This window comes from Pseudomonas sp. NFACC02 (genome assembly GCF_900110765.1).
GTDB lineage: Bacteria > Pseudomonadota > Gammaproteobacteria > Pseudomonadales > Pseudomonadaceae > Aquipseudomonas.
This window is the reverse complement of record NZ_FOEO01000019.1, coordinates 41,574-66,995: the sequence shown is the minus strand read 5'-3', so window position 1 is coordinate 66,995 and position 25,422 is coordinate 41,574. Positions and strand designations below refer to the sequence as shown.

The following is a 25,422-nucleotide window of genomic DNA, read 5'->3' as shown; positions in this document are numbered from 1 at the left end:
CGAGTCTCACAGGGAGATTGAAAATGCACGGACACTTGCGCACACACCCTTCAATGATCGCCGCCCGACAGGTAATCCGACTGACCGAAGCCCTCATTTACGCTTCGAGACGACCTATATCGCTGCTTTAACGCCTACGACATCGCGCCCCGGCCAGTGCTTGGGTACAATTCCACGCTAATTTGCTCGAGAATCAGGAACATATACATGATCGCTTGCCTGCGGCTGTTCTCTGCCCTCTGCCTGGCTGCCTTGTTGGCCGCTTGTGCCGGTTCGCCCTCCTCCAGTCTTGGCGAATTGCCACGCACCCCTGACGCCAGCATCGAGCAGTTGCTCGAACAAGCCGCTGCGGCCAAGTCGCCCGATCAGGCGGCATTGCTCCGACTGACCGCTGCCGACCTGGCCGCACGCCAGAACAATCCGGGGCGCGCGGCCAGCATTCTTGAGCAAGTCCAGATGGATCAGCTCAAGACCGACAAACAAATCTACGCCAGCACCCTGTCCGCCGAGCTCGCACTGGGCCGCAGCCAGCCAAAAGCTGCATTGACCGCGCTCAACCACCCCAGCATGCAGCACCTGGGAGAGATGCCGGTCGATCTGCAGACCCGCGCCCACACCGTTCGCGCCCGGGCACTGGAAGCCGACGGTCAGACACTTGCAGCCGCCAGCGAACGCGTGTTCATGGGGCCCCTCCTTCAAGGCGATGCCCTGACGGCCAACAACGATGCCATCTGGACACTGGTTGCCGCGCTACCACCTGAGCAGTTGCAGGGCACGAGCAACGACGACATGGGCGGCTGGTTGAGTCTGGCCCGCGCGGTCAAAGGCGCGGGGACTCTGGAGCAACAACAGGCGGCCATCGATAACTGGAAAGCGCAAAACCCGCAGCACCCCGCTGCGCGCCAACTGCCGACCCCGCTGGCGCAGTTGCGCGACCTCAAGAGCGTGCCGCTCACTAAAATCGCTCTGCTGCTGCCTCAGGAAGGCCCGCTCGCCTCTGTCGCCCGCGCCCTGCGTGACGGCTTCATGGCGGCCCACTATCAGGCACAACAGGCCGGCCAGAACCCACCCGCCATTGAAGTGTTCGACAGCTCACGCGTGACGTCGATGGACGCGTTCTATGCCCAGGCCAAAGCGGCCGGCGCGCAAATGGTAGTGGGCCCGCTTGAAAAACCGTTGGTCAAACAGCTGAGCACTCATCAACAACTGCCCATCACCACACTGGCGCTGAATTACAGCGACGTCACCGCACATGGCCCGGCCGAGTTGTTCCAGTTTGGTCTGGCCGCCGAAGACGAAGCTCGCGAAGTCGCACGCCGCGCCTGGGCAGATGGCAAGCGCAGCGCAGTGGCCATGGTGCCGAAAGGCGAATGGGGTGATCGCGTACTCGACGCGTTCCGTCAAAGCTGGCAGGCCAAAGGCGGCACTTTCCTCGGCGTCGAACGTATCGATCAGCCCGTAGCCCTGGCCCAGCAGGTCGCCGACCTGTTCCAGCTGCGCAACAGCGAAGGTCGCGCACAACGCCTGCAAAGCACCACCGGTGCGCAGATGGCCGCTCAGCCGAGCCGCCGTCAGGACGTGGACTTCATGTTCCTCGCCGCGACGCCGCAACAGGCCCAGCAGATCAGACCGACCATGGTCTTCCAGTACGCAGGCGACGTGCCGGTGTATGCCACCTCGCACTTGTTCACCAATAGCGGCGACCAGGCGATGTACAACGACCTGGCGGGCGTACGCTTCTGTGAAACCCCCTGGCTGCTGAATGCCGCCGATCCGTTGCGCCAGCAGGTCACCACTCAGTGGCCGCAAGCGGGCGGCAGTCTGGGTCGCCTTTACGCCATGGGTATCGACGCCTACCGCCTGGCGCCTCGCCTGACGCAGTTGAAAACCTTGCCTGACAGCCGCATCGACGGCCTGTCGGGTAGCCTGTCCATCGGCCCGGGTCAACGCATCGAGCGTCAGCTGCCGTGGGCACAGTTCGTCGACGGCAAGGTCCAGCGCCTGCCGGACACCGCCCCTTGATCCCAGGCAACACGCGTCGAACCGCAGGGCAAGAGGCCGAAGCCTATGCCCTGCGACACCTGCTGGCACACGGCTTACAACTGATTACGCAGAATTGGTCATGCAAACGCGGCGAGCTTGATCTGGTCATGCTCGACGGCGATACAGTAGTATTCGTCGAAGTTCGCTATCGGCGACACGCTGGATGGGGTGGCGCGCTGGAAAGCGTCGATTTTCGCAAGCAGGAAAAGCTTACCCTGGCCGCACAATGGTTCCTGCAACGCGAGTCGAAATGGGCAGACGCGCCTTGCCGTTTCGACGTCGTCGCCATCAATGGCGATCCGGGTAACGGCCCTGCGTTGAACTGGCTGCAGAATGCCTTCGACAGCTGAGAACGCTGCTGATTGCCACCTGCACCGGCAAGCTCGCCGATACACAAAACCACACCGTTTTTTTGCTCTTTGCTTTGCGGGCTGCACAGTCTTGTGCCGGGAAGCCGATGACGCGCTCAGACGTCGCCCCGACCAGCCGCCCCTATTAAGGTTTTCATAGATGGACATGCAATCCCGAATTCGCCAGCTTTTTCAGGCCAGCATTGATACCAAGCAACAGGCGATGGACGTTCTTGCACCCTACATCGAGCAAGCCAGCCAGGTGATGGTCAACGCCCTGCTCAACGAGGGCAAAATGCTTGCGTGTGGCAACGGCGGCTCGGCCGGCGACGCACAGCACTTTTCCTCCGAGCTGCTCAACCGTTTCGAGCGTGAGCGACCGAGTCTGCCCGCCATCGCGCTGACCACAGATACCTCGACCATCACCTCGATCGCCAACGACTACAGCTACAACGAGATCTTTTCCAAACAGATCCGCGCGCTGGGCCAACCCGGCGATGTATTGCTGGCGATCTCCACCAGCGGCAACTCGGCCAACATTATCCAGGCCATCCAGGCCGCACATGACCGGGAAATGATTGTCGTAGCACTGACCGGCCGCGATGGGGGGGACGTCGCATCGCTGCTGCTGCCCGAAGACGTCGAAATCCGCGTCCCGGCCAAAGTCACCGCACGTATTCAGGAAGTCCACCTGCTGGCGATCCACTGTCTCTGCGACTTGATCGACAGCCAACTGTTCGGGAGTGAAGAATGATATCCAAACGTCTCAGCCTGCTGGCCCTGACGCTCTGCCTGGGCATCAGCGGATGCAGCTCGGTGATCAACGCCAGCCGTGAAGCCCCGATCGACGACGATCGCGGCACACGCACCTTCGGTAGCAAGATCGACGATTCGCTGATCGAAACCAAGGTTGCCGTGAATATCGACAAGGCCAGCCCTGATCTGGAGAACAACTCGCACATCGTCGTGACCAGCTTCAACGGCGTGGTCTTGCTGGCCGGTCAGACGCCGCGAGCAGACCTCAAGCAACTGGCCGAACAGACTGCCAGCCAGGTGCAGAAGGTCAAGAAGGTCAATAACGAACTGCAGGTCATTGCCCCTTCCTCAATGCTGGCTCGCAGCAACGATGCCTGGCTGACCAGCAAGATCAAGACCGAGATGCTGACGGACAGCGCCATTCCCGGCTCGCGCATCAAGGTCGTGACCGAGAACGGCATCGTTTACCTCATGGGCTTGCTCACTCAGGCCGAAGCCAACCGCGCGACCAACCTGGTCCAGGGTGTGTCCGGCGTGCAGAAAATCGTGAAATTGTTCGAGTACATCGACTAAGTATCAACGGGGCATGGGCGCCCTACCGTCACAACCGATATCCAATAAAAAGGCGATCCCGAGGGATCGCCTTTTTATTTACAACGCAGCCAACTACTTGACCACTTTCAGACTCGGCCGGCCGCTTGGGCGCGGCGGCTCGTCATCCGGTGGCGGTGTGTCGTCATCCACGTCCAGATCTTCATCGTCATCCACGGCCGGCTCCAGATCGAAGACCATACCCTGGCCGTTTTCACGGGCATAAATACCCATTACCGCGGCCACCGGAACGTAAAGGCTGTGGGGAACGCCGCCAAAGCGACCTTCGAAGCTCACTGCATCGTTATCCATGTGCAGATGACGTACTGCGCTTGGCGAAATGTTGAGGACGATCTGCCCGTCATTGGCAAAACCTTGCGGGACTTGCACCGCCGGGTATTCGGCATTGACCAGAATGTGCGGCGTGCAATCGTTATCCACGATCCACTCATACAGAGCGCGGATCAGATAGGGGCGACTGGAGTTCATCGAACGGTTCCTTAAGCCTTAGCGCATATCGCGTTCGGCAGCAGACAGACTTGCCTGAAATGCCTCACGCGCAAACTGGCGCTCCATATAATCAAGCAGCGGCTTGGCAGGCCGCGGCAACTCGATACCCAGAATCGGCAGGCGCCAGAGTATGGGCAATAGACAGCAGTCGACCAGACTTTGCTCGTCACTGAGGAAAAATGGTTTTTCCGCGAACAGTGGCGACACGCCGGTCAGACTTTCGCGCAACTCCTTGCGCGCCTGAACACGAGCAGCCTCTTTGCTGCGCGGGTCCAGAATCAGATCCACCAAACCGCACCAGTCACGCTGGATCCTGTGGATCAGCAGCCGGCTGTTGGCGCGTGCTACAGGGTATACCGGCAGTAAAGGCGGATGAGGATACCGCTCATCCAGGTATTCCATGACAACCGTAGACTCGTACAACGCCAGGTCACGATCGACCAGCGTCGGCAAGCTGCCGTACGGATTCACCTCGATCAGTTTCGCCGGATGGCGACCCTCTGCAACATCGATGATCTCGGCGCTGACACCTTTCTCGGCGAGCACAATGCGCACGCGATGGGAATAGTGGTCGGCGGGGTCGGAGTAACAGGCCAACCGGTTGGTCACGCCCATGGCGGTCCTCCTCGCTTGTTAAATATTCAGAAGCAGAAAAAACGAACGCGCCCTGAAGGCGCCTTCGGCAACATCCACAATGAGCGGGTGTTCGTCGCGGGCGACAAGATAGCTCATTTACTCAAAGTAAATTCTGCAATCTTTCGCCCGCCACTATACCCGCTCTGCGGTCATTACCCGAACGAGGCTCTCCAGAGCGCGTTGCGTCTGCAGCCGAAACACCCTCCCGTCAGTGCACATCCTTCCAGTATTCGCGCTTGAGCAGGTACGCGAAGATGAACAGGACCGCCAGGTACAACAGCACATAGGTGCCGATGCGCTGGTGTTGCAGCTTGACCGGGTTCGCCGAATACGCGAGAAAGGTCACCAGGTTTTTGATCTTTTCGTCGAACTGCTCTTCGGTAAGCGTTCCGGTCTTGGGCACGATCGTCAGTTGATCACAGGCTTCATGGGTGAGCGGCGCGCCGGTCAGAGGGTCGTATTGCTTCTTGTCGCCCTCGACCACCTGCACTTGCTTGCATCCGATGACCTGACGGCCCTGCAGACCGACGAGCACATTAGGCATACCCACATTGGGGAACACCTTGTTGTTCACGCCCCACGGCCGCGCAGGGTCCTCGTAGAACGAGCGCAGATAGCCGTACAGCCAGTCCGTCCCGCGGACCCGTGCCACCAGGGTCAGATCAGGCGGCGCCGCGCCGAACCAGGTCTTGGCATCGGCCGGCTGCATGCCGACAACCATGTGATCGCCAATCTTGGCGCCCGTGAACACCAGATTGTCCAGCATCAACTCGTGAGGAATGCCAAGGTCATCGGCGACCCGTTCGTAGCGCTGGAATTTGGCGCTGTGGCAGCCCATGCAATAGTTCACGAAGGTCCGCGCACCGTCCTGCATGGCAACCTTGTCGGAAACATCGATATCGACACTTTCCAGTTCCGGCCCACCGTGCTCGGCGGCGAACGACAACACAGGCAAGGCAGCGAGCATAAAAACAGCCAATAGCTTTTTCATTAGCCAGTCACCCTTTCCGGAACCGGTTTTGTCTTCTCCATGCGCGTGTAAAACGGCATCAGGATGAAGTAGGCGAAGTACACGAACGTACACACCTGTGACAACAGTGCGCGCCCTGGACTGGGCGGAAGAACCCCCAGAATCCCGAGAATCACGAAAGCCACACAAAACAGCAGCAACCAGATCCGGCTGAGCCAGCCCTTGTAACGCATCGACCTGACCGGACTTCGATCAAGCCACGGCAAGACGAACAGCACCGCGATCGCCGCGCCCATGGCCATGACCCCCATGAGCTTGTCCGGAATCGCCCGCAAGATCGCGTAGAACGGCGTGAAGTACCAGACCGGCGCGATATGCTCGGGCGTCTTGAACGCGTTGGCCTGTTCGAAGTTTGGTTTCTCCAGGAAGTACCCGCCCATTTCCGGAAAGAAGAACACGATCGAGCAGAAGATGAAGAGGAACACCACCACCCCGACGATATCCTTCACCGTGTAATACGGGTGAAAGGCGATGCCGTCGAGCGGCTTGCCGTTTTCGTCCTTGTACTTCTTGATGTCGATGCCATCCGGGTTGTTGGAACCCACTTCGTGCAGTGCCAGCACGTGCAGCACCACCAGCCCGAGAATCACGATGGGCAACGCGACCACATGAAGGGCGAAGAAGCGGTTCAGGGTGATGCCCGAGATCAGGTAGTCACCCCGAATCCACTGGGTAAGGTCATTGCCGATGACCGGAATCGCACCGAACAGCGAGATGATCACCTGAGCGCCCCAGTACGACATCTGGCCCCATGGCAGCAGATACCCCATGAAGGCCTCGGCCATCAGCGCCAGGTAAATCAACATACCGAAGATCCACACCAGCTCCCGGGGCTTCTGATAGGAGCCATAGAGCAGCCCACGGAACATGTGCAGGTAGACGACGATGAAGAACGCCGACGCGCCTGTGGAGTGCAAAAGGCGCAGGATCGAGCCGTATTCGACATCGCGCATGATGTACTCGACGGACGCGAACGCCTCCTCCGCCGAGGGCGTATAACTCATCGTCAACCAGATGCCGGTCACGATCTGATTCACTAGCACCAATAGCGCCAGCGAGCCGAAAAAGTAGAAGAAGTTGAAATTCTTGGGCGCGTAATACTTGCTGAGGTGATCTTCCCACATGGAGGTTGCAGGGAAGCGCGCATCGATCCAGTCCATGAATTTGCTCATTACGCTTTCTCCTGATCGACGCCAATGACGATGATTGAGTCCGACTCGTAGGAATGCGGTGGCACTGGCAGATTCAGGGGTGCAGGTTGCGCTTTGTAAACGCGCCCAGCCAGGTCGTAATGAGAGCCGTGACAAGGACAGAAGTAGCCGCCAACCCAGTCTTTACCGAGGTCAGCGGGCGCGACCTCGGGACGGAAGGTGGGAGAGCAGCCCAGATGAGTACAGATCCCGATCAGCAACAGCGTCTCGGGCTTGATCGACCGAACCACCGGGTCAACGTAGGCAGGTTGAGTGGAGTTCTTTGATTCAGGATCGGAAAGCTGGGCGGTGATCTTGCCCAGGTTCGTGAGGATTTCCGGGGTGCGGTGAACGATGAAGACCGGCTGACCACGCCATTCGGCGATCATTTGCTGCCCCGGCTCGATCTTGCTGATATTCACTTTTACGGGTGCGCCAGCCGCTTTGGCTTTGGCACTGGGAAACCATGACCCCACGAACGGGACCGCAGCCCCCACCGCTCCTGCAGCGCCGACCACAGACGTGGCCGCGACGAGGAAGCGACGCCGGCCTGCATTCACGCCGTCATTGCTCATTCCGTCCTCTCCCATCAGCTTTTAGAGGCCCGCTTGGTCAGGCTTCTCTTTGAATTATTTTTCTAGCTGTCAAAAAATCCTGCCGAATGGTAATGACAAAACCCTAGCAGTCGCAAGGACATTACCGTTTGGCGAAAACGGGGAGGCCTTATAAAACGGGGCATCCACGGATGAGTCGCGTCGTCACAACCAATAATAGACGCCCATAAAAAAACGCCCAGTTCCAAGAGGAAACTGAGCGTTCTTTTTGAACGAAAAGCGAATTAACGCTTCGAGTACTGCGGACGCTTACGCGCTTTACGCAGACCGACTTTCTTACGTTCAACTTCGCGAGCATCGCGAGTGACGTAGCCTGCTTTGCGCAGAGCGCTACGCAGCGTTTCGTCGTATTGCATCAGAGCGCGGGTGATACCGTGGCGGATTGCGCCAGCTTGACCACTCACACCACCGCCGATGACAGTGACGTAGATGTCGAATTTTTCGACAGTCTCGGTCAGTTCCAGTGGCTGACGAACTACCATGCGGGCAGTTTCGCGACCGAAGAACGTGTCCAGGGAGCGGTTGTTGATGGAGATGTTACCGGTGCCCGGACGCAGGAAAACGCGTGCGGTTGCGGTCTTGCGACGGCCAGTGCCGTAATTTTGAGTCGCCGACATAATGAACTATTCCGTTAAAACTTCAGTTCTTGGGGCTGCTGAGCAGTATGAGGGTGTGCAGCGCCCGCATAGACTTTCAGCTTACGATACATGTCGCGACCCAGCGGGTTCTTAGGCAGCATGCCTTTGACCGCGGTCTCGATCACGCGCTCAGGAGCTTTGGCGATCAGCTTTTCAAAGTTGATCGACTTGATCCCGCCCGGGAAACCGGAGTGAGAGTAGTAGATCTTGTCGGACGTTTTGGCACCCGTAACACGGATTTGCTCAGCGTTGATCACGACGATGTAGTCGCCAGTGTCGACGTGCGGAGTGTATTCCGGCTTGTGCTTGCCACGCAGACGGCTCGCGATTTCGGTGGCCAGACGACCCAGGGTCTGGCCAGCAGCGTCGACGACGAACCAGTCGCGCTTTACTGTTTCCGGTTTAGCGGTAAAAGTTTTCATTCTTTATAGCCTCAAAGGCCGCCCTGAAAAATAGACGGCGGAGCATACTCATTAGTACGGTCTTTGACAAGTCAAAGGCCGCCGGGCACGAACGCTATAGGGGGCTCGGGTCAGCGCGTTCGATCGCAGCGGAGTCTTGTGTCGCGGGGCATCACTCCCACGACAAAGAGACGCGGAATTATGCAGATTGCGAAAAAAATTTCAACCTGCTTTTATGGCTCTTTTAAACAGGAGAGCCAGATGGACTATCGCAAACTGGGCAGAACCGACCTCAAAGTCAGCGCAATCTGCCTCGGCACGATGACCTGGGGCGAGCAAAACAGCGAGTCCGAGGCCTTCGCTCAGATCGAACGCGCCAAAGCGGCGGGCATCAATTTCATGGACACGGCCGAGATGTACCCGGTCCCGCCCAAGAAAGAAACCTACGCCAGCACCGAGACCATCATCGGCAACTGGTTCAAAAAGAACGGCGACCGCGCCGACTGGATTCTCGCCAGCAAAATCGCCGGCCCCGGCAACGGCATCGATTACATCCGTGACGGCCAGCCGAAATTCAACCGCGACCATATCGTCGCCGCCGTGGATGCCAGCCTGAAGCGCCTGCAGACCGACTACCTCGACCTGTACCAACTGCACTGGCCGGAGCGCGGCACCAACTTCTTCGGCAAGTTGGGTTATACCCACAGCGACGCGACGTTCACCCCGCTACTGGAAGTGCTTGAGGCGCTGGACGAACAGGTCAAGGCAGGCAAGATCCGTCACGTCGGGCTGTCCAACGAAACGCCGTGGGGCACCATGAAGTTTCTGGCTGAGTCCGACGCTCACGGGCTGACACGTCCGGTGTCGATCCAGAACCCGTACAACTTGCTCAACCGCAGCTTCGAAGTCGGTCTGGCGGAAATCGCGATCCGCGAAGAATGCGGCCTGCTGGCCTATTCACCGATGGCCTTCGGCATGCTGTCGGGCAAGTACGCTGACGGCGCGCGTCCGGCAAAAGGTCGCCTGAGCCTTTACAGCCGCTTCACCCGCTACTTCAACCCGCAATCAGAAGCCGCCTGCGCCCGTTATGTCGCACTGGCCCGTGAACACGGTCTGGACCCGGCACAAATGGCGCTGGCGTTCGTTACCAGTCGCCCATTCGTGACCAGCAACATCATCGGCGCGACCACGCTGGAACAACTGGAGAGCAATCTGGACAGCTTCAACCTGGTGCTCTCGGAAGAGGTCCTGGCGGGCATTGAGGCGATTCACAAGGATCAGCCCAATCCTGCGCCTTAACCTCTGACATACACCCCCTGTAGGAGCGCGGCTTGTCCCGCGATCTGCCGGGAACCGGCAGCAAATCCGACGAATGCAGCCTCGCAGAAACACCGCATTTACCGTATTTGCGACGGGTTCCCCGCCGATCGCGGGACAAGCCGCGCTCCTACAACGATTGAGCCACTACGCCTACAACGATCGCGCGATGATCTCCTTCATGATTTCGTTGGTCCCTGCATAAATCCGCTGCACCCGCGCATCCGCCCACGCCCGCGCAATCGGGTATTCCCACATGAAGCCGTAACCACCATGCAATTGCACGCACTCGTCCAGCACCTTGCACTGCAGGTCGGTGGACCAGTACTTGGCCATCGCGGCGGTCGGTACATCGAGCTTGCCCTCCAGATGCAATGCCAGACACTGATCGATGAACGTGCGGCCGATCTGCACTTCGGTGGCGATCTCAGCCAGTTTGAAGCGCGTATTCTGGAAATCAGCGATGGCTTGTCCAAATGCCTTGCGCTCACGCGTGTAGGCCAATGTCCATTGCAACGCCGCCTCGGCCGACGCAAGGGCGCCAATGGCCACGGTAAGACGTTCCTGCGGCAACTCCTGCATCAGGTAGGCGAATCCCATCCCCGCCTGCCCCAGCAGGTTTTCCTTGGGCACTCTTACGTCCTGAAAGAACAATTCCGACGTGTCCTGGGCCTTCATGCCGACTTTTTCCAGACGCTTGCCCTTCTCGAAACCCGGCGTTCCCGCCTCGACAAGGAAGAGACTCGTACCTTTGGCCCCCGCCTTGGGGTCGGTCTTGGCCACCACGATCACCAGATCCGCGAGAAACCCGTTGGTGATGAACGTCTTGGAGCCGTTGATCACGTACTCGTCACCCTCCAGCACGGCTGTCGTTTTGACGCCCTGAAGATCGGAGCCCGCTCCAGGCTCGGTCATCGCGATGGCCGTCACCAGCTCCCCCGACACCATTTTCGGCAAGTACTTCTGCTTCAGGGCCTCGCTGCCGTAATGCAGGATATAGGGAGCAACGATGTCCGAATGCAGGGAAAATCCGATGCCCGTCAGACCCAACCGGTAGATTTCTTCGATCACCACCGTGGTGTACAGGAAGTCCGCCGCCATGCCGCCGTATTCCTCCGGCAGGTGCGAACACAACATCCCCTGCTCCCCCGCCTTGTTCCAGAGCGCACGGTCGACATGCCCCTGCTTTTCCCATCGCGCATGAAACGGTGCGGCTTCCTGTTCGAGAAACTTGCGGACGCTGTCACGGAAAAGCTCGTGCTCGGAGCTGAAAAGCGTTCTTGGAAGCATGGGGCACCTTGGGCTGGAGGGAGGGTCGGACAATCGCTGTCAGAGCGTATGCCGGGCCGGATGACGACGACACTGGACACATCCGACAAAAAATAAGACGATCACGCCGTTGCTTGACCACTTTCCCATATAAGAACAACAGATTATGTCTATTCAACACTCCGCGCCGTTGCGGCGCGTCAGCATTCTCGCGATCGACGGAATTTTCGCTTCCACCCTCACCCAGGCCAAAGACTTCTTTCATCTGGCCAGCCTGCGTTACGGCAAACAGTTGGGCCAGGGCTTGAAGCCTGCGTTCGAAACCCGACTGGTCAGCCCGGACGGCCAACAGGTGCGCAGTTTCAGCGAGGTCGTGTTGCCGGTCGACGGCACGCTGGAAAACGCCGACATCATCATCCTTCCGACCTTCGTCGAGAACTTCGACACCCTGCGTGCGCGCTATCCGCAGATTCTGCCCTGGTTGCGCGAACAGCACGCCCGAGGCGCGGTCTTGTGCGGCGAAGCCAGCGGCGTGTTCTGGCTGGCCGAGGCCGGTCTGCTCGATGGCAAGGAAGCGACCACCTACTGGCGCTTCTTCAACGAGTTCGCCGAACGCTTCCCGAAGGTGCTGCTTAACCAGGAAAAACACCTGACCGATGCCGACAACCTGTATTGCGCGGGCGGCACGATCTCGGCGTGCGATCTTTATATCTACCTGATCGAGCGCTTCTGCGGCGCCAATGTGGCGCAGACCGTTGCGCGAGACATCCTGTACGAAGTCCAGCGCAGCTACGCGCCGGGCCGCATGGGGTTCGGCGGGCAGAAGCTGCACCAGGACGTGATCATCCTGCAGATCCAGCACTGGCTCGAAGAGCACTTCGCCGACAAATTCCGCTTCGAGGACGTGGCGCGCGAACACGGCATGAGCATTCGCAATTTCATGCGCCGCTTCCAGACCGCGACGGGCGACAAGCCCCTGCATTACCTGCAACGTCTGCGTATCGAAACCGCCAAGGGCCTGTTGTCGGGGTCACGCAAAAGCATCAAGACCATCAGCTACGAAGTCGGCTACGACGATGCCAGCTTCTTTGCCCGACTGTTCCGGCAACACACCGACCTGTCACCAAATCAATACCGCCAGCAGTTTCAGCAGGCGGCCTGAAACAAAAAGCCCTGCAGCGATGCAGGGCTTTTTTTGCGAAACGTGATGGTAGGAGCCGGCTTGCTGGCGAATGCGGTGAGTCTGCACCGGATCCGGCGACTGACACTCCGCGTTCGCCACCGTCGTAACCTCCGGCAGCTCTCACAGGTATTGCGGTGTCAGGGCTTATGCGCGCGGGACAGGAATTCGTGGGACTGCATTTCCAGCAGACGACTCAACGTGCGCTGGAACTCGAAGTTCAGGCGGCCGCCGGTGTACAGGTCCTTCAGTTCGACTTCCGCCGAGATGATCAACTTGACGTTGCGGTCGTAGAACTCGTCGACCATGTTGATGAAGCGACGGGCGATGTCGTCGGTGGTGACGCTCATCTGCTCGACGCCGCTGAGCAACACGGCGTGGAAGATCTTGCCGAGTTCGATGTAGTCGTTCTGGCTACGTGGACCGTCGCACAGCTCGCGGAAATCGAACCAGGCCACGTCGTCGCACGTGCGAATCGCCTTGATCTGACGGTTCTCGATGATCAGCACATCGTTTTCCACCGCTTTGGTGCACTCAGGGGTCAGCGCGCGGAAGCTCTTGCGCATGCTCTCCTGGGCCGCTTCGTTGAGCGGGAAATGGAACAGTTCAGCCTGCTCCAGGTGACGCAAGCGGTAATCCACCCCGCTGTCGACGTTGACGATGTCCGTGTTCTGTTTGATCAGCGCAATGGCGGGCAAGAAGCGTGCGCGCTGCAGACCGTCCTTGTACAGACCGTCCGGCACGATGTTCGAGGTTGCCACCAGCGTCACGCCGTTCTTGAACAGCTCTTCCATCAGCGTGCCGAGGATCATGGCGTCGGTGATGTCGGACACAAAGAATTCATCGAAGCAGATAACCCGGGCTTCACGCGCGAACTGCCTGGCAATCAGGGTCAGCGGGTTCTTCTCCCCCTTGAGGTTCTTCATTTCTTCATGCACACGCTTCATGAAGCGGTGGAAGTGGGTGCGCATCTTGTCTTGAAAAGGAAGCGCCTCGAAGAACGTATCGACCAGGTAAGTCTTGCCACGGCCGACGCCTCCCCAGAAATACAGGCCTTTGATCACCGTGACTTCTTTCTTGCCGAACAGCTTGCCTAACAGGCCAGGCTTGCTCTCGTGGGCAGCGACCAGATCGTCATACAGACGCTGGAGATGACGCACAGCGTTTTCCTGAGCGGCGTCGTGGAAGAATTCAGGTTTCTTGAGGTCGTTCTGATAGCTTTCTAGGGGGGTCATAGTCGTTACGTTAGCTAGGTAGCAAAAACGGGCCGCCACTGTAGCGATGGCCCGTTGCAATGGCAATTAATCCTGTTGCGGCGCCAAGGCCAGTTTCAGGCGCTCGACGGCAGCATCGCGGGCAGCGGCATCGGCGAACGTCGGACTGTCAGCAACACAGGCGCCTTCCAGCCATACGGTGAAGGCGTCACCTTCCGTCCGAATGTCCAGATCATCGCCTTGCTGCAGTTGCCTGGTCACCGCGCCAGCCGTCTTGCCGTCGGCGAAAGAGCGCGACAGCAGCAATTGCTCGCCATCGGCCGCCAGCAACCGGAAACGGAAGCTGCCGTCTTCTTCGCGGAAACTCACGAAGCGCGCACCTTTACTGGCCTTCTTCTTGGGGGCCGCGACGGTTTGCGTGGTTTCGCGGAACGACCTCAGGCCGACCGCTTCACGCAGCTCACCCAGAAACGGCGTCGCGATACGACGAGCTTTCTGTGCACCAGCCTGCAGGATGTCCTCCAGATCGGCTGGACGCTCAATCAGACGATGGTAGTTCTCGCGTGCCTCACCCAACTCACTGTCCAGCAACTGGAACAGGCGTTGCTTGGCGTCGCCCCAGCCCAGCCCCTGAAGCAGATCGGTACGGAATTCATGGCTTTGTTCCGGGGTCGCGAAGGCCTGATACAGAGTGAACAGGTGCGAGTTGTCCGGGTCCTTGGCCTCGCCGGGCAGACGCGAGTCGGTGACGATGCGCGAAATCGCGTCCTTCATCTCCTTGGCGCTGCTGAACAACGGGATGGTGTTGTCGTAGCTCTTCGACATCTTGCGGCCGTCAAGGCCTGGCAACGTCGCCACGCTCTCTTCGATCAGCGCTTCAGGCATCACGAAGAATTCCTTGCCCTTGCCGAACAGGTGGTTGAAACGCTGGCCGATGTCACGGGCCATCTCGACGTGCTGAATCTGGTCGCGCCCGACAGGCACCTGGTGGGCGTTGAACATCAGGATGTCAGCGGCCATCAGCACCGGGTAGCTGAACAGGCCCATGGTGATACCGGCGTCCGGGTCTTCACCGGCTTCGACGTTCTTGTCGACCGACGCTTTGTAGGCGTGGGCGCGATTGAGCAGGCCTTTGCCGGCGACGCAGGTCAACAGCCAGGTCAGTTCAGGGATTTCCGGGATGTCGGACTGGCGATAGAAGGTCACGCGATCGACATCGAGGCCGGCGGCCAGCCAGGTCGCGGCGATTTCCAGACGCGAGCGCTGAATGCGAAGCGGGTCATCGCATTTGATCAGGGCGTGATAGTCGGCCAAAAAGTAGAACGAGTCGGCATCGCTCTGGCGGCTGGCAACGATGGCCGGGCGAATGGCGCCCGCGTAGTTGCCCAAGTGTGGCGTACCGGTGGTGGTAATACCGGTCAGGATACGAGTGGTCATGGCTAGTCGCTTATTTGGGTGCTGCGATCAGTTCGAAAGGCGCGGCAGGACCAGATCCTTGAGGTCGGTCAGCTTGCCGTGGAAAAAGTGTCCGCATTCTGCCACTTTCAGCAGCTCATGGGGGCGCGACAGTGCGTCAGACCAGGCATAGACGAGTTGTGGGTCGACCACTTCGTCGGTTTCAGGCTGAATCACGGTCAAAGGGCCCTTCTGTGGCAGCGTGCTCGGATCGGCGATACGCATGACCGCGGGCGCGACCATGAACAGGTGACCCAATGTTTCGCCTTTGGCTTCGAGACGCCCGCCCAGCGTGGCCGCAACGAATCCACCGAAGGAAAATCCGAACAAGGTCATTGGCAGATCCGGGTGTTTTTCCCGCAGCCACGACGCAGCGGCTTGCGCATCATCGACCTCGCCTTGCCCCATGTCCGAGCTGCCGGCACTGGCGCCAACGCCACGATAATTGAAACGCAGGGTGATGTACCCGGCGTCGCGCGCCGTGCGTTGCAAGGTCGAGATCACTTTATTGAGCATCGTGCCGCCCTGAACCGGGTTAGGATGGCATATCAGCGCCACGCCCTTGGCCCCCTCCGGGTCAAGGTACAGGGCTTCGAGTTGGCCCACGGGGCCGTCGATGAATACAGGGGTTTCACGCATGAGCAAGAATGAACTCCGTGACCTTCAATTGGGTCGACTCGTCTAGCTGATTGTCTGTGGCTGGCATGTCGGCGACGCGTCGCCGCTATACAGCGCAGGTTCGAGCCGTTAACGTAAAGCAAAGCCGTTTATAGAGGAAGGACTCGTGGATTACTCGCTCTTAGTTTGGTTGCTGCCGACTATTGCCCTGATCGCCGGTGTAGTCATCGGTTTCTTCGTGGCGCGTGCGCTGCCCAATGCCGCGCCTAACAGCACTCAGCGCCAGCTGGATGACGTTCAGGAGCGTTTCGACACGTATCAGAACGAGGTGATCACTCACTTCAACAGCACGGCTAATCTGGTGCAGAAGCTGTCCCAAAGCTATCAGGATGTACAAGAACACCTCGCCGAGGGCGCCAACCGTCTGGCCACCGACGACTTGACCCGCCAACGCCTGCTTGCCGCCCTGCACCCGGATGCGCTTCAGGCACCCCGCGACCGTCTGACGCCACCGCGTACGGCCGCCGAGCCACCACGGGACTACGCGCCAAAAATGCCGAACACCCCTGGCATGCTGGATGAGCACTACGGCTTGAAGAAGTAAGCAGAAATACATCGAAAAGCCCGCCCCTGAGGTGATCAGGGGCGGGCTTTTTTGTGGGCTGGAGCAAAGGACCAATGCTGATCGTGCCCACGCTCGGCGTGGGTATGTAGCCTAGGACGCTACGCGTGCGCTGCATTCGGACGCAGAGCGTCCCGGGCGGCGTTACCACGCGGAGCGTGGGAACGATCGGCAACGATCAACCGTCGTAACCTGCGGCAAGAGCCCCTGATCGTGCCCACGCTCCGCGTGGGTATGTAGCCTAGGACGCTCCGCGTGCGCTGCATTCGGACGCTGAGCGTCCCGGGCGGCGTGCCCACGCGGAGCGTGGGTACGATCGGCAACTTCCAGCAGCTCCCACAGTGAACCGGATCGGGTGGAACAAAAAACCCGCCGTTACGGGCGGGTTTCTTGTGAGCCAAACGGGGCTTAGATGGCGCCGCGAGCCCGCAGCAGGTCCAGCACTTGCTTGACGCTTTCTTCCACGTTCAACGTCTGGGTGTCGATCACGAGATCGGCGTCCAGTGGCACGTCGTACGGGAAGGACTCGCCAGGGATGTTGTCCTTGTCGGCAGCGTACAGACCTTGGGGGTCGCGTTCGCGGCAAACCTGAGGAGACGCCTGGACGTAGACGGTGATCAGTCGATCCTCTCCAATCAACGCCTTGGCGTTCTGACGTCCTGCCGCATCAGGGGCAACGAACGCAGCCAGGGTCAGCAGGCCTGCTTCGTTGAACTGTCGCGCCACGTGCGCGGCACGACGCCAGTTCTCGGTGCGACCGGCGCGATCGTGTGGCAGGCCCTTGTTCAGGTCGTGACGCAGATTCTGACCATCGAGGACGAATACCGCCCGGCCCATGTCGAACAGTCTGCGCTCAACGGCGTAAGCCAGCGTGCTCTTGCCTGCGCCCGACAGCCCGCTGAACAGCACGGTCGCCGGCTTCTGGCCGAAACGCTGAGCCCGCTCCTCGACCGACACATGCGCCAGCGCGCCGTGGTGATGACCCGCGCCAGCCACTGTCGGCTTGGCGATGATCATGCCCGCCGCGACGGTGCCGTTGGTCAACCGGTCGATCACGATGAACGCACCCGTGGTGCGATTGACGTCGTAGCCGTCCAGCGCGATAGGCGCATCGAGGGCGACTTTCACCCGGCCGATCTCGTTCAACTGCAGGGCACTGGCAGGCCCCTCTTCCAGCGTGTTCACGTCGACGCGGTGAGTGATGCTGGCAATCGAGCCCGGCACGTAGGACGTGGCGCGCTTGATGTCGTATTTCTTGCCCGGCAGCATCGGCTCTTCAGCCATCCAGACCAGCATGGCGTCGAAGGAGTCCGCTACCTGAGGAACGTTGTCGGCATGAACCAACAGGTCACCCCGGGAAATGTCGATCTCGTCTTCCATGGTCAGCGTGACAGCCTGGCCCGGACCTGCGTGCTCCAGTTCCCCCTCGAAGGTGACAATGGATTTCACGCGGCTGCTCTTGCCCGACGGCAAGACCACCACTTCGTCGCCCTTGCGCACGACACCGCTGGCCAGCGTTCCCGCGAAACCACGGAAGTTGAGGTTCGGGCGGTTGACGTACTGCACCGGGAAGCGCAGGTCATCGAAGTTGCGGTCGTTGGCAATCTCGACGGTTTCAAGGATTTCCATCAGCGACTTGCCGGTGTACCAAGGCGAACGCTCGCTCTTGTTCACGACGTTATCGCCCTTGAGCGCCGACATCGGAACGAATTCCATGGTGGTCGGTTTCAGGGCAATACGGTCGGCAAACGCCAGGTAATCAGCCTTGATCTGCTCGAAGATTTTCTCGTCGAAGCCATTGAGGTCCATCTTGTTGATGGCGACCACGATGTGCTTGATGCCCAGCAACGAGGCGATGTAACTGTGACGACGGGTCTGGGTCTGCACGCCGTAACGGGCGTCGACCAGGATGATCGCCAGGTCACAGGTGGACGCACCGGTGGCCATGTTGCGGGTGTACTGCTCATGGCCTGGGGTGTCGGCAATGATGAATTTGCGCTTGGCGGTCGAAAAGTAGCGATACGCGACATCAATGGTGATGCCCTGCTCGCGCTCGGCCTGAAGACCGTCCACCAGCAGCGCCAGATCGACGTCATCGCCAGTCGTGCCGGACTTCTTGGAATCACGGGTGATGGCTTCCAGGTGATCTTCATAAATCATCTTGGAATCGTGCAGCAGACGCCCGATCAACGTGCTCTTGCCGTCGTCGACGTTGCCACAGGTCAGGAAACGCAGCATTTCCTTGCGTTCATGCTGGCCCAGATAGGCGAGGATGTCCTCGCTGATCAAATCAGATTGGTGGCTCATTGGGTTCAAGCTCCGAGCTGTAAGCCTCAAGCAGCAAGCTTGTCGGCGTACAGCTAGTCAAAATTCTTCCGATTCAAGTGAGCTTCAGCGCTTGGCTTCAAGCTTCCAACTTGTTGCTTACCGCTAGAAGTAGCCTTGGCGCTTCTTATCTTCCATGGAGCCCGCACCATCGTGATCGATGACGCGGCCTTGGCGCTCGGAAGTTCGCGTCAGAAGCATTTCCTGAATGATGTCCGTCAGGGTCTCGGCTTCCGACTCGACGGCGCCCGTCAACGGGTAGCAGCCGAGGGTGCGGAAACGGACCTTCTTCTTGACGATCCGCGCCTTTTCCTCGTCGGTAAGGTGCTCGAGGATGCGATCGTCGTCGATCATGATCAGGGTGCCGTTCTTCTCGATGACTTCACGTTCGGCCGCGAAATACAGCGGGACGATCGGGATACCTTCGAGATAGATGTACTGCCAGATGTCCAGCTCGGTCCAGTTGGACAGCGGGAATACGCGGATCGACTCGCCCTTGTTGACGTTGCCGTTGTAGACGTTCCACAGCTCCGGGCGCTGGTTTTTGGGGTCCCAGCGGTGCTTGCTGTCGCGGAAGGAATAAACACGCTCTTTGGCGCGGGACTTCTCTTCGTCGCGGCGGGCGCCACCGAACGCGGCGTCGAAACCGTGTTTGTCCAGTGCCTGTTTCAGGCCCTGGGTTTTCATGATGTCCGTGTGCTTGGAGCTGCCGTGGGTGAACGGGTTGATGTCCTGTGCCACGCCTTCCGGGTTGATGTGGGTGATCAGCTCAAGGCCCATCTCCTCGACCATCTTGTCGCGGAAGCGATACATCTCCTGAAACTTCCACCGCGTGTCGACGTGCATCACCGGGAACGGCAGTTTGCCCGGGAAAAAAGCCTTGCGCGCCAAGTGCAGCATCACGGCGGAGTCCTTGCCGATCGAGTACAGCATCACCGGGTTATCGAACTCGGCGGCGACCTCGCGGATGATGTGGATGCTTTCCGCCTCCAGCTGTTTCAGATGCGTCAGTTTGTCGACCATGGTTACTCACGGGATAACGTACTTTATGGAGAGCCTGCGGGCTCTATCGAGCGAGGCACTTTATCATGAGCCCTGATTCTAATCAGCGACCCAGCTAGATCGAAACGGTATAACCATATAGCTCAGTCTTTGGACCTTCACCCGATCATCAGATAGGGTTCGGGCAATCGATGAACAGGTGCTCCAGCGCAAAGCGCCGCGCCAGATAATCACCCAATGCCTGCACGCCGTAGCGCTCGGTTGCGTGATGACCGGCCGCAATGAAGCTGATGTCGTTCTCCCGGGCACTGTGGAAGGTCTGTTCAGAGGCCTCGCCGCTGAGGTACAGATCGACGCCAGCCAGCACCGCCTGATCAATGTAGCCCTGCCCGCCTCCCGTACACCAACCCACCCGACGAACCATCTCGCTGCCCTCGATGAGCAACGGCTCGCGGCCCAGCGCCGTCTGCACCCGGTGCGCAAAGTCGCGGGGCGTCACGGGCTCGGACAATGACCCGACCAGCCCGACAATCCGTGGGTTGTCAGGGTCCAGCGGACCTTCAACCGTGATGTCCAGTTGTCGCGCCAGTTGCGCGTTGTTACCGACCTCCGGGTGCAGGTCCAGCGGCAAGTGATAGGCCAGCAGGCTGATGTCGTGCTTGAGCAGCGTTTTCAGTCGCCGCTGCTTCATCCCGGTAATGCAGGCGTTTTCGCCTTTCCAAAAATAGCCGTGGTGTACCAGAATCAGGTCGGCATCGGCCTCGACCGCCGCGTCCAGCAACGCCTGGCTTGCCGTGACGCCAGACACGATGCGCGTTACTTGCGGCCGGCCTTCGACCTGCAGACCGTTGGGGCAGTAATCCTGCACGCGCGCACTGCCCAGATAGCGGTCCGCTTCTTCGACCAGGGTGCTCAGAGAAACAGCCATAAAAGTCTCCTAAATATGCAGTTCAGACCGTCCCGGTCCTCGTATAATGCCCGCCATTATGGCGCAGGTACGCTGCGTATTTACCTTCAGGACCTTGTTCAATGTTCAAAGCGCTGCGTTTTCTCGGCTGGCCATTGCTCGCTGGTGTGCTTATCGCTTTACTGATTATCCAGCGCTACCCGCAGTGGGTCGGCCTGCCCAGCCAGGACGTCAACCTGCAGCAAGCCCCTCAAACGGCCTTTATCCAGCAGGGTCCGGTGTCCTACGCTGACGCCGTGAGCAGCGCTGCACCCGCAGTGGCCAACCTGTACACGACCAAGATGGTCAACAACAAACCCAATCATCCACTGTTCGAAGACCCTCAGTTCCGTCGCTTCTTCGGTGACAACCTGCCGAAACAGCGTCGCATGGAATCGAGCCTGGGTTCTGCGGTGATCATGAGCCCGGAAGGCTATCTGCTGACCAACAACCATGTGACGTCCGGCGCGGACCAGATTGTCGTGGCGCTCAAGGACGGCCGTGAAACCATTGCCCGCGTCATTGGCAGCGATCCTGAAACGGATCTCGCCGTACTGAAGATCGACCTGAAAAACCTGCCGTCCATTACCCTTGGCAGCTCCGACAGCATCCGTATCGGCGACGTTGCACTGGCCATCGGTAACCCGTTCGGTGTCGGGCAAACCGTGACCATGGGCATCATCAGCGCGACCGGGCGTAACCAGCTGGGCCTCAACACCTACGAGGATTTCATTCAGACCGACGCCGCGATCAACCCCGGCAACTCGGGCGGTGCGCTGGTCGATGCCAACGGCAACCTGACCGGCATCAACACGGCGATCTTCTCCAAATCCGGCGGCTCCCAGGGCATCGGTTTTGCGATCCCGACCAAACTGGCGCTTGAGGTCATGAAGTCGATCATCGAGCACGGCCAGGTGATTCGTGGCTGGCTGGGCATCGAAGTGCAGCCACTGACGCAAGAGCTCGCCGAGTCGTTTGGCCTGAAAGATCGTCCGGGCATCGTGGTGGCCGGGATCTTCCGCGACGGTCCGGCGCAAAAGGCCGGGCTGCAATTGGGTGATGTCATCCTGAGCATCAACGGCGAGCCTGCCGGCGACGGACGCAAGTCGATGAACCAGGTCGCGCGCACCAAGCCGTCCGAGAAGATCGCTATTCAGGTCATGCGTAACGGCAAGGAATTGAAGTTGATGGCGGAAGTGGGGCTGCGTCCGCCGCAGACGCCGGCGCCTGCACCGGCGGATTGATTTCGCGATGCGGGAGTCACGGATGACCGCAGTAAGACATAAGACCTGGACACCCCCAGAAATTCTTGGGGCAGTCCAGACCTGTGGGAGCGAGCTTGCTCGCGAATTCGATGAGCCAGTCACCGTTGCAGTGACTGAAACGACGCTTTCGCGAGCAAGCTCGCTCCCACAGAGATTCGCAGTACCGCGCTAACTCTTTTTACAGCTCACCCAACGCATCCACCAGCGCTTGATTCTGCTCTGGCGTGCCGATGGTGATGCGCAGGAATTGCGCGATGCGTTCCTGTTTGAAGTGACGCACGATCACGCCTTGCTCACGCAGCTTGGCCGCAAGGCCGGCAGCATCGTGTTTCGGGTGACGGGCAAAGATGAAGTTGGCGGCAGACGGAAGCACTTCAAACCCCTTGTTCTCCAGTTGCCCGGTCAGCTTTTCACGGCTGTCGATCACCCGGTTGCAGGTGGTCTCGAAGTATTCGCGATCATCGAATGCGGCGGCAGCGCCAACAATGGCCATGCGATCCAGAGGGTAGGAGTTGAAGCTGTTCTTCACACGCTCCAGCGCTTCGATCAGGTCAGGATGCCCCACCGCCAGACCGACACGCAGTCCCGCCAATGAACGGGACTTGGACAGCGTCTGGGTGACCAGCAGGTTCGGGTACCGATCCACCAGACCGATAGCCGTTTTGCCACCGAAGTCGATGTACGCCTCGTCGACGATCACCACGGAGTCCGGGTTGGCCTTGAGAATCTGCTCCACCGCCTCCAGCGCCAGCAGGCAGCCGGTTGGGGCATTGGGGTTCGGAAAGATTATCCCGCCGTTCGGGCGGTTGTAATCCTCGACGCGAATCTGAAACTGCTCATCCAGCGGGACCGCTTCGAACTCGACCCCGTACAGTCCGCAATACACCGGATAAAAGCTGTAGCTGATGTCCGGGAACAGCAACGGTTTGTCGTGCCTGAAAAACGCGTTGTAAGCGTGGGCCAGGACCTCGTCTGATCCATTACCGAGAAACACCCGATTGGACTCGACACCGTAATAGCGAGCCACCGCCTGCTTGAGCAGGTCACTGTTCGGATCGGGGTACAGGCGCAGGTTGTCGTTCACCTCCGCGCGCATCGCCTCGATGGCTTTCGGCGACGGCCCGTACGGGTTTTCGTTGGTGTTCAGTTTCACCAGCTTGGTCAGCTTGGGTTGTTCGCCCGGCACGTAAGGCACGAGGTCACGGACAAAAGGACTCCAGAACTTGCTCATGCTTACTTGTCTTCCTGTTCGTTGTCGACGATTCGGTATTCAGCACTGCGTGCGTGGGCCGTCAGCGACTCGCCGCGCGCCAGCACCGAAGCGGTCTTGCCGAGCTCGGACGCGCCCTCTTCTGAGCAGAAAATGATCGAGGAACGCTTCTGGAAATCGTAGACCCCCAGCGGCGAGGAGAAACGCGCCGTGCCCGATGTCGGCAGCACGTGGTTCGGGCCCGCGCAATAATCGCCCAAAGCTTCGGAAGTGTGACGGCCCATGAAGATAGCGCCGGCGTGACGAATCTGCGGCAGCCAGGCTTGCGGATCGGCGACGGACAGCTCCAGATGTTCTGGCGCGATGCGGTTGGCGACCTCGATGGCCTGATTCATGTCAGCCACTTTGATCAACGCGCCACGGCCATTGATCGAGGTGTTGATGATCTCGGCACGCTCCATGGTCGGCATCAACCTGACGATGCTCGCGGCCACCTTGTCCAGGAACTCGGCGTCAGGGCTGACCAGAATCGCCTGGGCGTCTTCGTCGTGTTCGGCCTGGGAGAACAGGTCCATGGCGATCCAGTCCGGATCGGTCTGGCCATCGCACACCACGAGGATTTCCGAGGGACCGGCAATCATGTCGATGCCGACCTGACCAAACACGTGACGCTTGGCGGTGGCGACATAGATATTGCCAGGGCCGACGACCTTGTCGACCTGCGGAACGCTTTCCGTGCCGTAAGCCAGCGCGGCAACGGCCTGAGCGCCACCGATGGTGAACACGCGGTCGACCCCGGCAATGCAGGCGGCGGCCAGCACCAGTTCGTTGAGTTCACCGCGCGGGGTGGGGACGACCATGACCACTTCGCTCACGCCCGCCACCTTGGCAGGGATCGCGTTCATCAGGACGGACGACGGGTATGACGCCTTGCCGCCTGGAACGTACAAACCGGCGCGATCCAGCGGCGTCACCTTCTGGCCCAGCACCGTGCCGTCGGCTTCGGTGTAGCTCCAGGAGTCCTGTTTTTGCCGTTCGTGGTAGCTGCGTACGCGATCAGCCGCTTTTTCCAGCGCCTGACGCTGCGCCGGGGTGATGCGGGTCAGTGCGAGTTCGAGACGCGCACGCGGCAGAATCAGGTCCGCCATCGACGCCACCTGCAGGCCGTCGAAGCGCTGGGTGTATTCCACCAGCGCCGCGTCGCCGCGCTCGCGCACGTTCTTGATGATGTCCAGCACACGCTGATTGACCGAGTCGTCAGACACACTTTCCCAGCTCAGCAGATGAGCCAGATGTCGTGCGAAATCCGGATCAGCAGCGTCGAGTCGGCGAATGGTGTTGGAAGTGGTCATAGCGTGGGCCTCAATGATTGGCGTTTTCTCAGATGCCTGGAAAGCAGGGAGCCTAAGCTACCAAGCCATCCGCGCAGGCACCTGAGAAATTTGGCTATGACACGGATAGCTGAGCGCGACATTGTTCAATATCGCGCGAAACAGTCAACCGCGATGTCGCGACTCCACAGCTGTGCGCAAGGTGTCGATCAGCGACTGGATGCGTGCGTGCTGCATCTTCATCGAGGCTTTGTTAACGACCAGACGCGAGCTGATGTGAGCAATCAGTTCCTGTGGCTCGAGCCCGTTGGCACGCAGCGTATTGCCGGTGTCGACGACATCGATGATCTTGTCCGCCAGCCCCACCAGCGGCGCGAGCTCCATGGAGCCGTACAGCTTGATGATGTCGACCTGACGACCCTGCTCGGCGTAATAACGCTTGGCAACGTTGACGAACTTGGTGGCCACGCGCAGGCGGCCTTTAGGCTCGGCGGCACCGACGGCGCCCGCCGTCATCAGCTTGCATTTGGCAATCTGCAGGTCGAGCGGCTCGTACAAGCCCTGACCGCCGTATTCCATCAGAACATCTTTGCCCGCAACGCCAAGGTCTGCCGCGCCATGCTCGACATACGTCGGGACATCGGTCGCACGGACGATCAGCAGGCGAACGTCGTCCTGCGTCGTCGGAATGATCAGCTTGCGGCTCTTGTCCGGATTCTCGGTCGGCACGATGCCCGCAGCAGCGAGAAGCGGCAAGGTGTCGTCAAGGATTCGGCCCTTGGACAGTGCGATGGTCAACATGGGAAACGTCAGTCCTTAATCAGCAAGCGCGTGTCGGGTCGCAATCGGCGCCCGGCAACCTTTGAGTCGATACGTCAGGACTCAAAGTGAAAAGAATCAAAAGGTCAT

General features: G+C 59.6%; 25 protein-coding genes. 8 read left to right on the top strand and 17 right to left on the bottom strand.

Annotated elements, in window-relative coordinates; genetic code table 11:
• Window positions 1-207: 207 nt before the first annotated feature.
• The 4 genes from BMY73_RS16705 to BMY73_RS16690 all read left to right on the top strand — a co-directional run bounded on the left by BMY73_RS16705 (window position 208) and on the right by BMY73_RS16690 (window position 3,722).
• A complete protein-coding gene (locus tag BMY73_RS16705) occupies window positions 208-2,022 on the top strand; it encodes a penicillin-binding protein activator (RefSeq protein ID WP_092408445.1) in 1,815 nt (604 codons plus the stop codon).
• Window positions 2,019-2,393 (top strand): YraN family protein, encoded by a 375-nt coding sequence (locus BMY73_RS16700; RefSeq protein ID WP_082060882.1) that lies wholly within the window; start codon window positions 2,019-2,021, stop codon window positions 2,391-2,393. The genes BMY73_RS16705 and BMY73_RS16700 overlap by 4 nt, the downstream gene beginning before the upstream one ends.
• Before the next feature lie 160 nt (window positions 2,394-2,553).
• On the top strand, window positions 2,554-3,147 hold the full coding sequence (locus BMY73_RS16695) for a phosphoheptose isomerase (RefSeq protein WP_092408443.1): 594 nt from the start codon (window positions 2,554-2,556) through the stop codon (window positions 3,145-3,147).
• Window positions 3,144-3,722: a BON domain-containing protein gene (locus BMY73_RS16690; protein ID WP_062384235.1), complete on the top strand. Its 579-nt coding sequence runs from the start codon at window positions 3,144-3,146 to the stop codon at window positions 3,720-3,722. Before BMY73_RS16695 ends, BMY73_RS16690 begins: the two co-directional genes overlap by 4 nt.
• Window positions 3,723-3,815: 93 nt before the next feature.
• Here the strand turns inward: BMY73_RS16690 and BMY73_RS16685 are convergent, their stop codons facing one another.
• The 7 genes from BMY73_RS16685 to rplM all read right to left on the bottom strand — a co-directional run bounded on the left by BMY73_RS16685 (window position 3,816) and on the right by rplM (window position 8,780).
• A complete protein-coding gene (locus BMY73_RS16685) occupies window positions 3,816-4,229 on the bottom strand; it encodes a ClpXP protease specificity-enhancing factor (RefSeq protein ID WP_062384238.1) in 414 nt (137 codons plus the stop codon).
• An 18-nt stretch (window positions 4,230-4,247) separates the two neighbouring features.
• The gene (locus BMY73_RS16680) at window positions 4,248-4,865 is read right to left on the bottom strand and encodes a glutathione S-transferase N-terminal domain-containing protein (RefSeq protein ID WP_062384241.1); all 618 of its coding nucleotides are present in this window, start codon (window positions 4,863-4,865) and stop codon (window positions 4,248-4,250) included.
• Between the two features lie 229 nt (window positions 4,866-5,094).
• On the bottom strand, window positions 5,095-5,877 hold the full coding sequence (locus tag BMY73_RS16675) for a cytochrome c1 (RefSeq protein ID WP_092408441.1): 783 nt from the start codon (window positions 5,875-5,877) through the stop codon (window positions 5,095-5,097).
• Window positions 5,877-7,088: a cytochrome b gene (locus BMY73_RS16670; RefSeq protein ID WP_062384246.1), complete on the bottom strand. Its 1,212-nt coding sequence runs from the start codon at window positions 7,086-7,088 to the stop codon at window positions 5,877-5,879. The genes BMY73_RS16675 and BMY73_RS16670 overlap by 1 nt, the downstream gene beginning before the upstream one ends.
• Window positions 7,088-7,681, bottom strand: a complete 594-nt coding sequence (gene petA / locus BMY73_RS16665; RefSeq protein WP_092408439.1) for a ubiquinol-cytochrome c reductase iron-sulfur subunit — start codon at window positions 7,679-7,681, stop codon at window positions 7,088-7,090. The genes BMY73_RS16670 and petA overlap by 1 nt, the downstream gene beginning before the upstream one ends.
• A 263-nt stretch (window positions 7,682-7,944) precedes the next feature.
• Entirely contained in the window at window positions 7,945-8,337 is a 393-nt protein-coding gene (rpsI, locus tag BMY73_RS16660; RefSeq protein ID WP_062384252.1) for a 30S ribosomal protein S9, read from the bottom strand.
• Window positions 8,338-8,351: 14 nt separating this feature from the next.
• Window positions 8,352-8,780, bottom strand: a complete 429-nt coding sequence (gene rplM, locus BMY73_RS16655; protein WP_062384256.1) for a 50S ribosomal protein L13 — start codon at window positions 8,778-8,780, stop codon at window positions 8,352-8,354.
• A 240-nt stretch (window positions 8,781-9,020) separates the two neighbouring features.
• On the opposite strand from rplM, the gene BMY73_RS16650 reads away from it, so the two are divergent.
• Window positions 9,021-10,058 (top strand): NADP(H)-dependent aldo-keto reductase, encoded by a 1,038-nt coding sequence (locus BMY73_RS16650; protein ID WP_092408437.1) that lies wholly within the window; start codon window positions 9,021-9,023, stop codon window positions 10,056-10,058.
• A 171-nt stretch (window positions 10,059-10,229) separates the two neighbouring features.
• Here the strand turns inward: BMY73_RS16650 and BMY73_RS16645 are convergent, their stop codons facing one another.
• Entirely contained in the window at window positions 10,230-11,366 is a 1,137-nt protein-coding gene (locus BMY73_RS16645; protein WP_092408435.1) for an acyl-CoA dehydrogenase family protein, read from the bottom strand.
• Between the two features lie 244 nt (window positions 11,367-11,610).
• On the opposite strand from BMY73_RS16645, the gene BMY73_RS16640 reads away from it, so the two are divergent.
• Window positions 11,611-12,507 carry a GlxA family transcriptional regulator gene (locus tag BMY73_RS16640; protein WP_175500199.1) on the top strand — a complete coding sequence of 299 codons (897 nt, stop codon included), beginning with the start codon at window positions 11,611-11,613 and terminating at the stop codon, window positions 12,505-12,507.
• A 158-nt stretch (window positions 12,508-12,665) separates the two neighbouring features.
• Here BMY73_RS16640 and zapE read toward each other — a convergent pair whose 3' ends face one another.
• The 3 genes from zapE to BMY73_RS16625 all read right to left on the bottom strand — a co-directional run bounded on the left by zapE (window position 12,666) and on the right by BMY73_RS16625 (window position 15,833).
• Entirely contained in the window at window positions 12,666-13,760 is a 1,095-nt protein-coding gene (gene zapE / locus BMY73_RS16635) for a cell division protein ZapE (protein WP_092408433.1), read from the bottom strand.
• A gap of 66 nt (window positions 13,761-13,826) precedes the next feature.
• Window positions 13,827-15,176 carry a tryptophan--tRNA ligase gene (locus BMY73_RS16630; protein ID WP_092408430.1) on the bottom strand — a complete coding sequence of 450 codons (1,350 nt, stop codon included), beginning with the start codon at window positions 15,174-15,176 and terminating at the stop codon, window positions 13,827-13,829.
• Window positions 15,177-15,203: 27 nt separating this feature from the next.
• Entirely contained in the window at window positions 15,204-15,833 is a 630-nt protein-coding gene (locus tag BMY73_RS16625) for an alpha/beta hydrolase (RefSeq protein WP_092408428.1), read from the bottom strand.
• A 145-nt stretch (window positions 15,834-15,978) separates the two neighbouring features.
• On the opposite strand from BMY73_RS16625, the gene BMY73_RS16620 reads away from it, so the two are divergent.
• Window positions 15,979-16,416, top strand: a complete 438-nt coding sequence (locus tag BMY73_RS16620) for a Z-ring associated ZapG family protein (RefSeq protein ID WP_062384273.1) — start codon at window positions 15,979-15,981, stop codon at window positions 16,414-16,416.
• Window positions 16,417-16,842: 426 nt separating this feature from the next.
• Here BMY73_RS16620 and cysN read toward each other — a convergent pair whose 3' ends face one another.
• The 3 genes from cysN to BMY73_RS16605 all read right to left on the bottom strand — a co-directional run bounded on the left by cysN (window position 16,843) and on the right by BMY73_RS16605 (window position 20,689).
• Entirely contained in the window at window positions 16,843-18,741 is a 1,899-nt protein-coding gene (gene cysN / locus BMY73_RS16615; protein WP_062384275.1) for a sulfate adenylyltransferase subunit CysN, read from the bottom strand.
• A gap of 123 nt (window positions 18,742-18,864) precedes the next feature.
• Complete coding sequence (gene cysD / locus BMY73_RS16610) at window positions 18,865-19,782, bottom strand: sulfate adenylyltransferase subunit CysD (protein WP_062384278.1); 918 nt, start codon at window positions 19,780-19,782, stop codon at window positions 18,865-18,867.
• A 148-nt stretch (window positions 19,783-19,930) separates the two neighbouring features.
• Window positions 19,931-20,689 carry a Nif3-like dinuclear metal center hexameric protein gene (locus BMY73_RS16605; protein ID WP_092408426.1) on the bottom strand — a complete coding sequence of 253 codons (759 nt, stop codon included), beginning with the start codon at window positions 20,687-20,689 and terminating at the stop codon, window positions 19,931-19,933.
• A gap of 101 nt (window positions 20,690-20,790) precedes the next feature.
• On the opposite strand from BMY73_RS16605, the gene algW reads away from it, so the two are divergent.
• Window positions 20,791-21,951, top strand: a complete 1,161-nt coding sequence (algW, locus tag BMY73_RS16600) for a Do family serine endopeptidase AlgW (protein ID WP_062384283.1) — start codon at window positions 20,791-20,793, stop codon at window positions 21,949-21,951.
• A 199-nt stretch (window positions 21,952-22,150) separates the two neighbouring features.
• Here the strand turns inward: algW and hisC are convergent, their stop codons facing one another.
• The 3 genes from hisC to hisG all read right to left on the bottom strand — a co-directional run bounded on the left by hisC (window position 22,151) and on the right by hisG (window position 25,314).
• Window positions 22,151-23,203 (bottom strand): histidinol-phosphate transaminase, encoded by a 1,053-nt coding sequence (gene hisC, locus BMY73_RS16595; RefSeq protein WP_092408424.1) that lies wholly within the window; start codon window positions 23,201-23,203, stop codon window positions 22,151-22,153.
• Between the two features lie 2 nt (window positions 23,204-23,205).
• Window positions 23,206-24,534, bottom strand: coding sequence for a histidinol dehydrogenase (gene hisD, locus BMY73_RS16590; RefSeq protein WP_092408422.1), 1,329 nt, complete (start codon window positions 24,532-24,534; stop codon window positions 23,206-23,208).
• Between the two features lie 144 nt (window positions 24,535-24,678).
• A complete protein-coding gene (gene hisG, locus BMY73_RS16585) occupies window positions 24,679-25,314 on the bottom strand; it encodes an ATP phosphoribosyltransferase (protein WP_062384291.1) in 636 nt (211 codons plus the stop codon).
• Window positions 25,315-25,422: the final 108 nt, after the last annotated feature.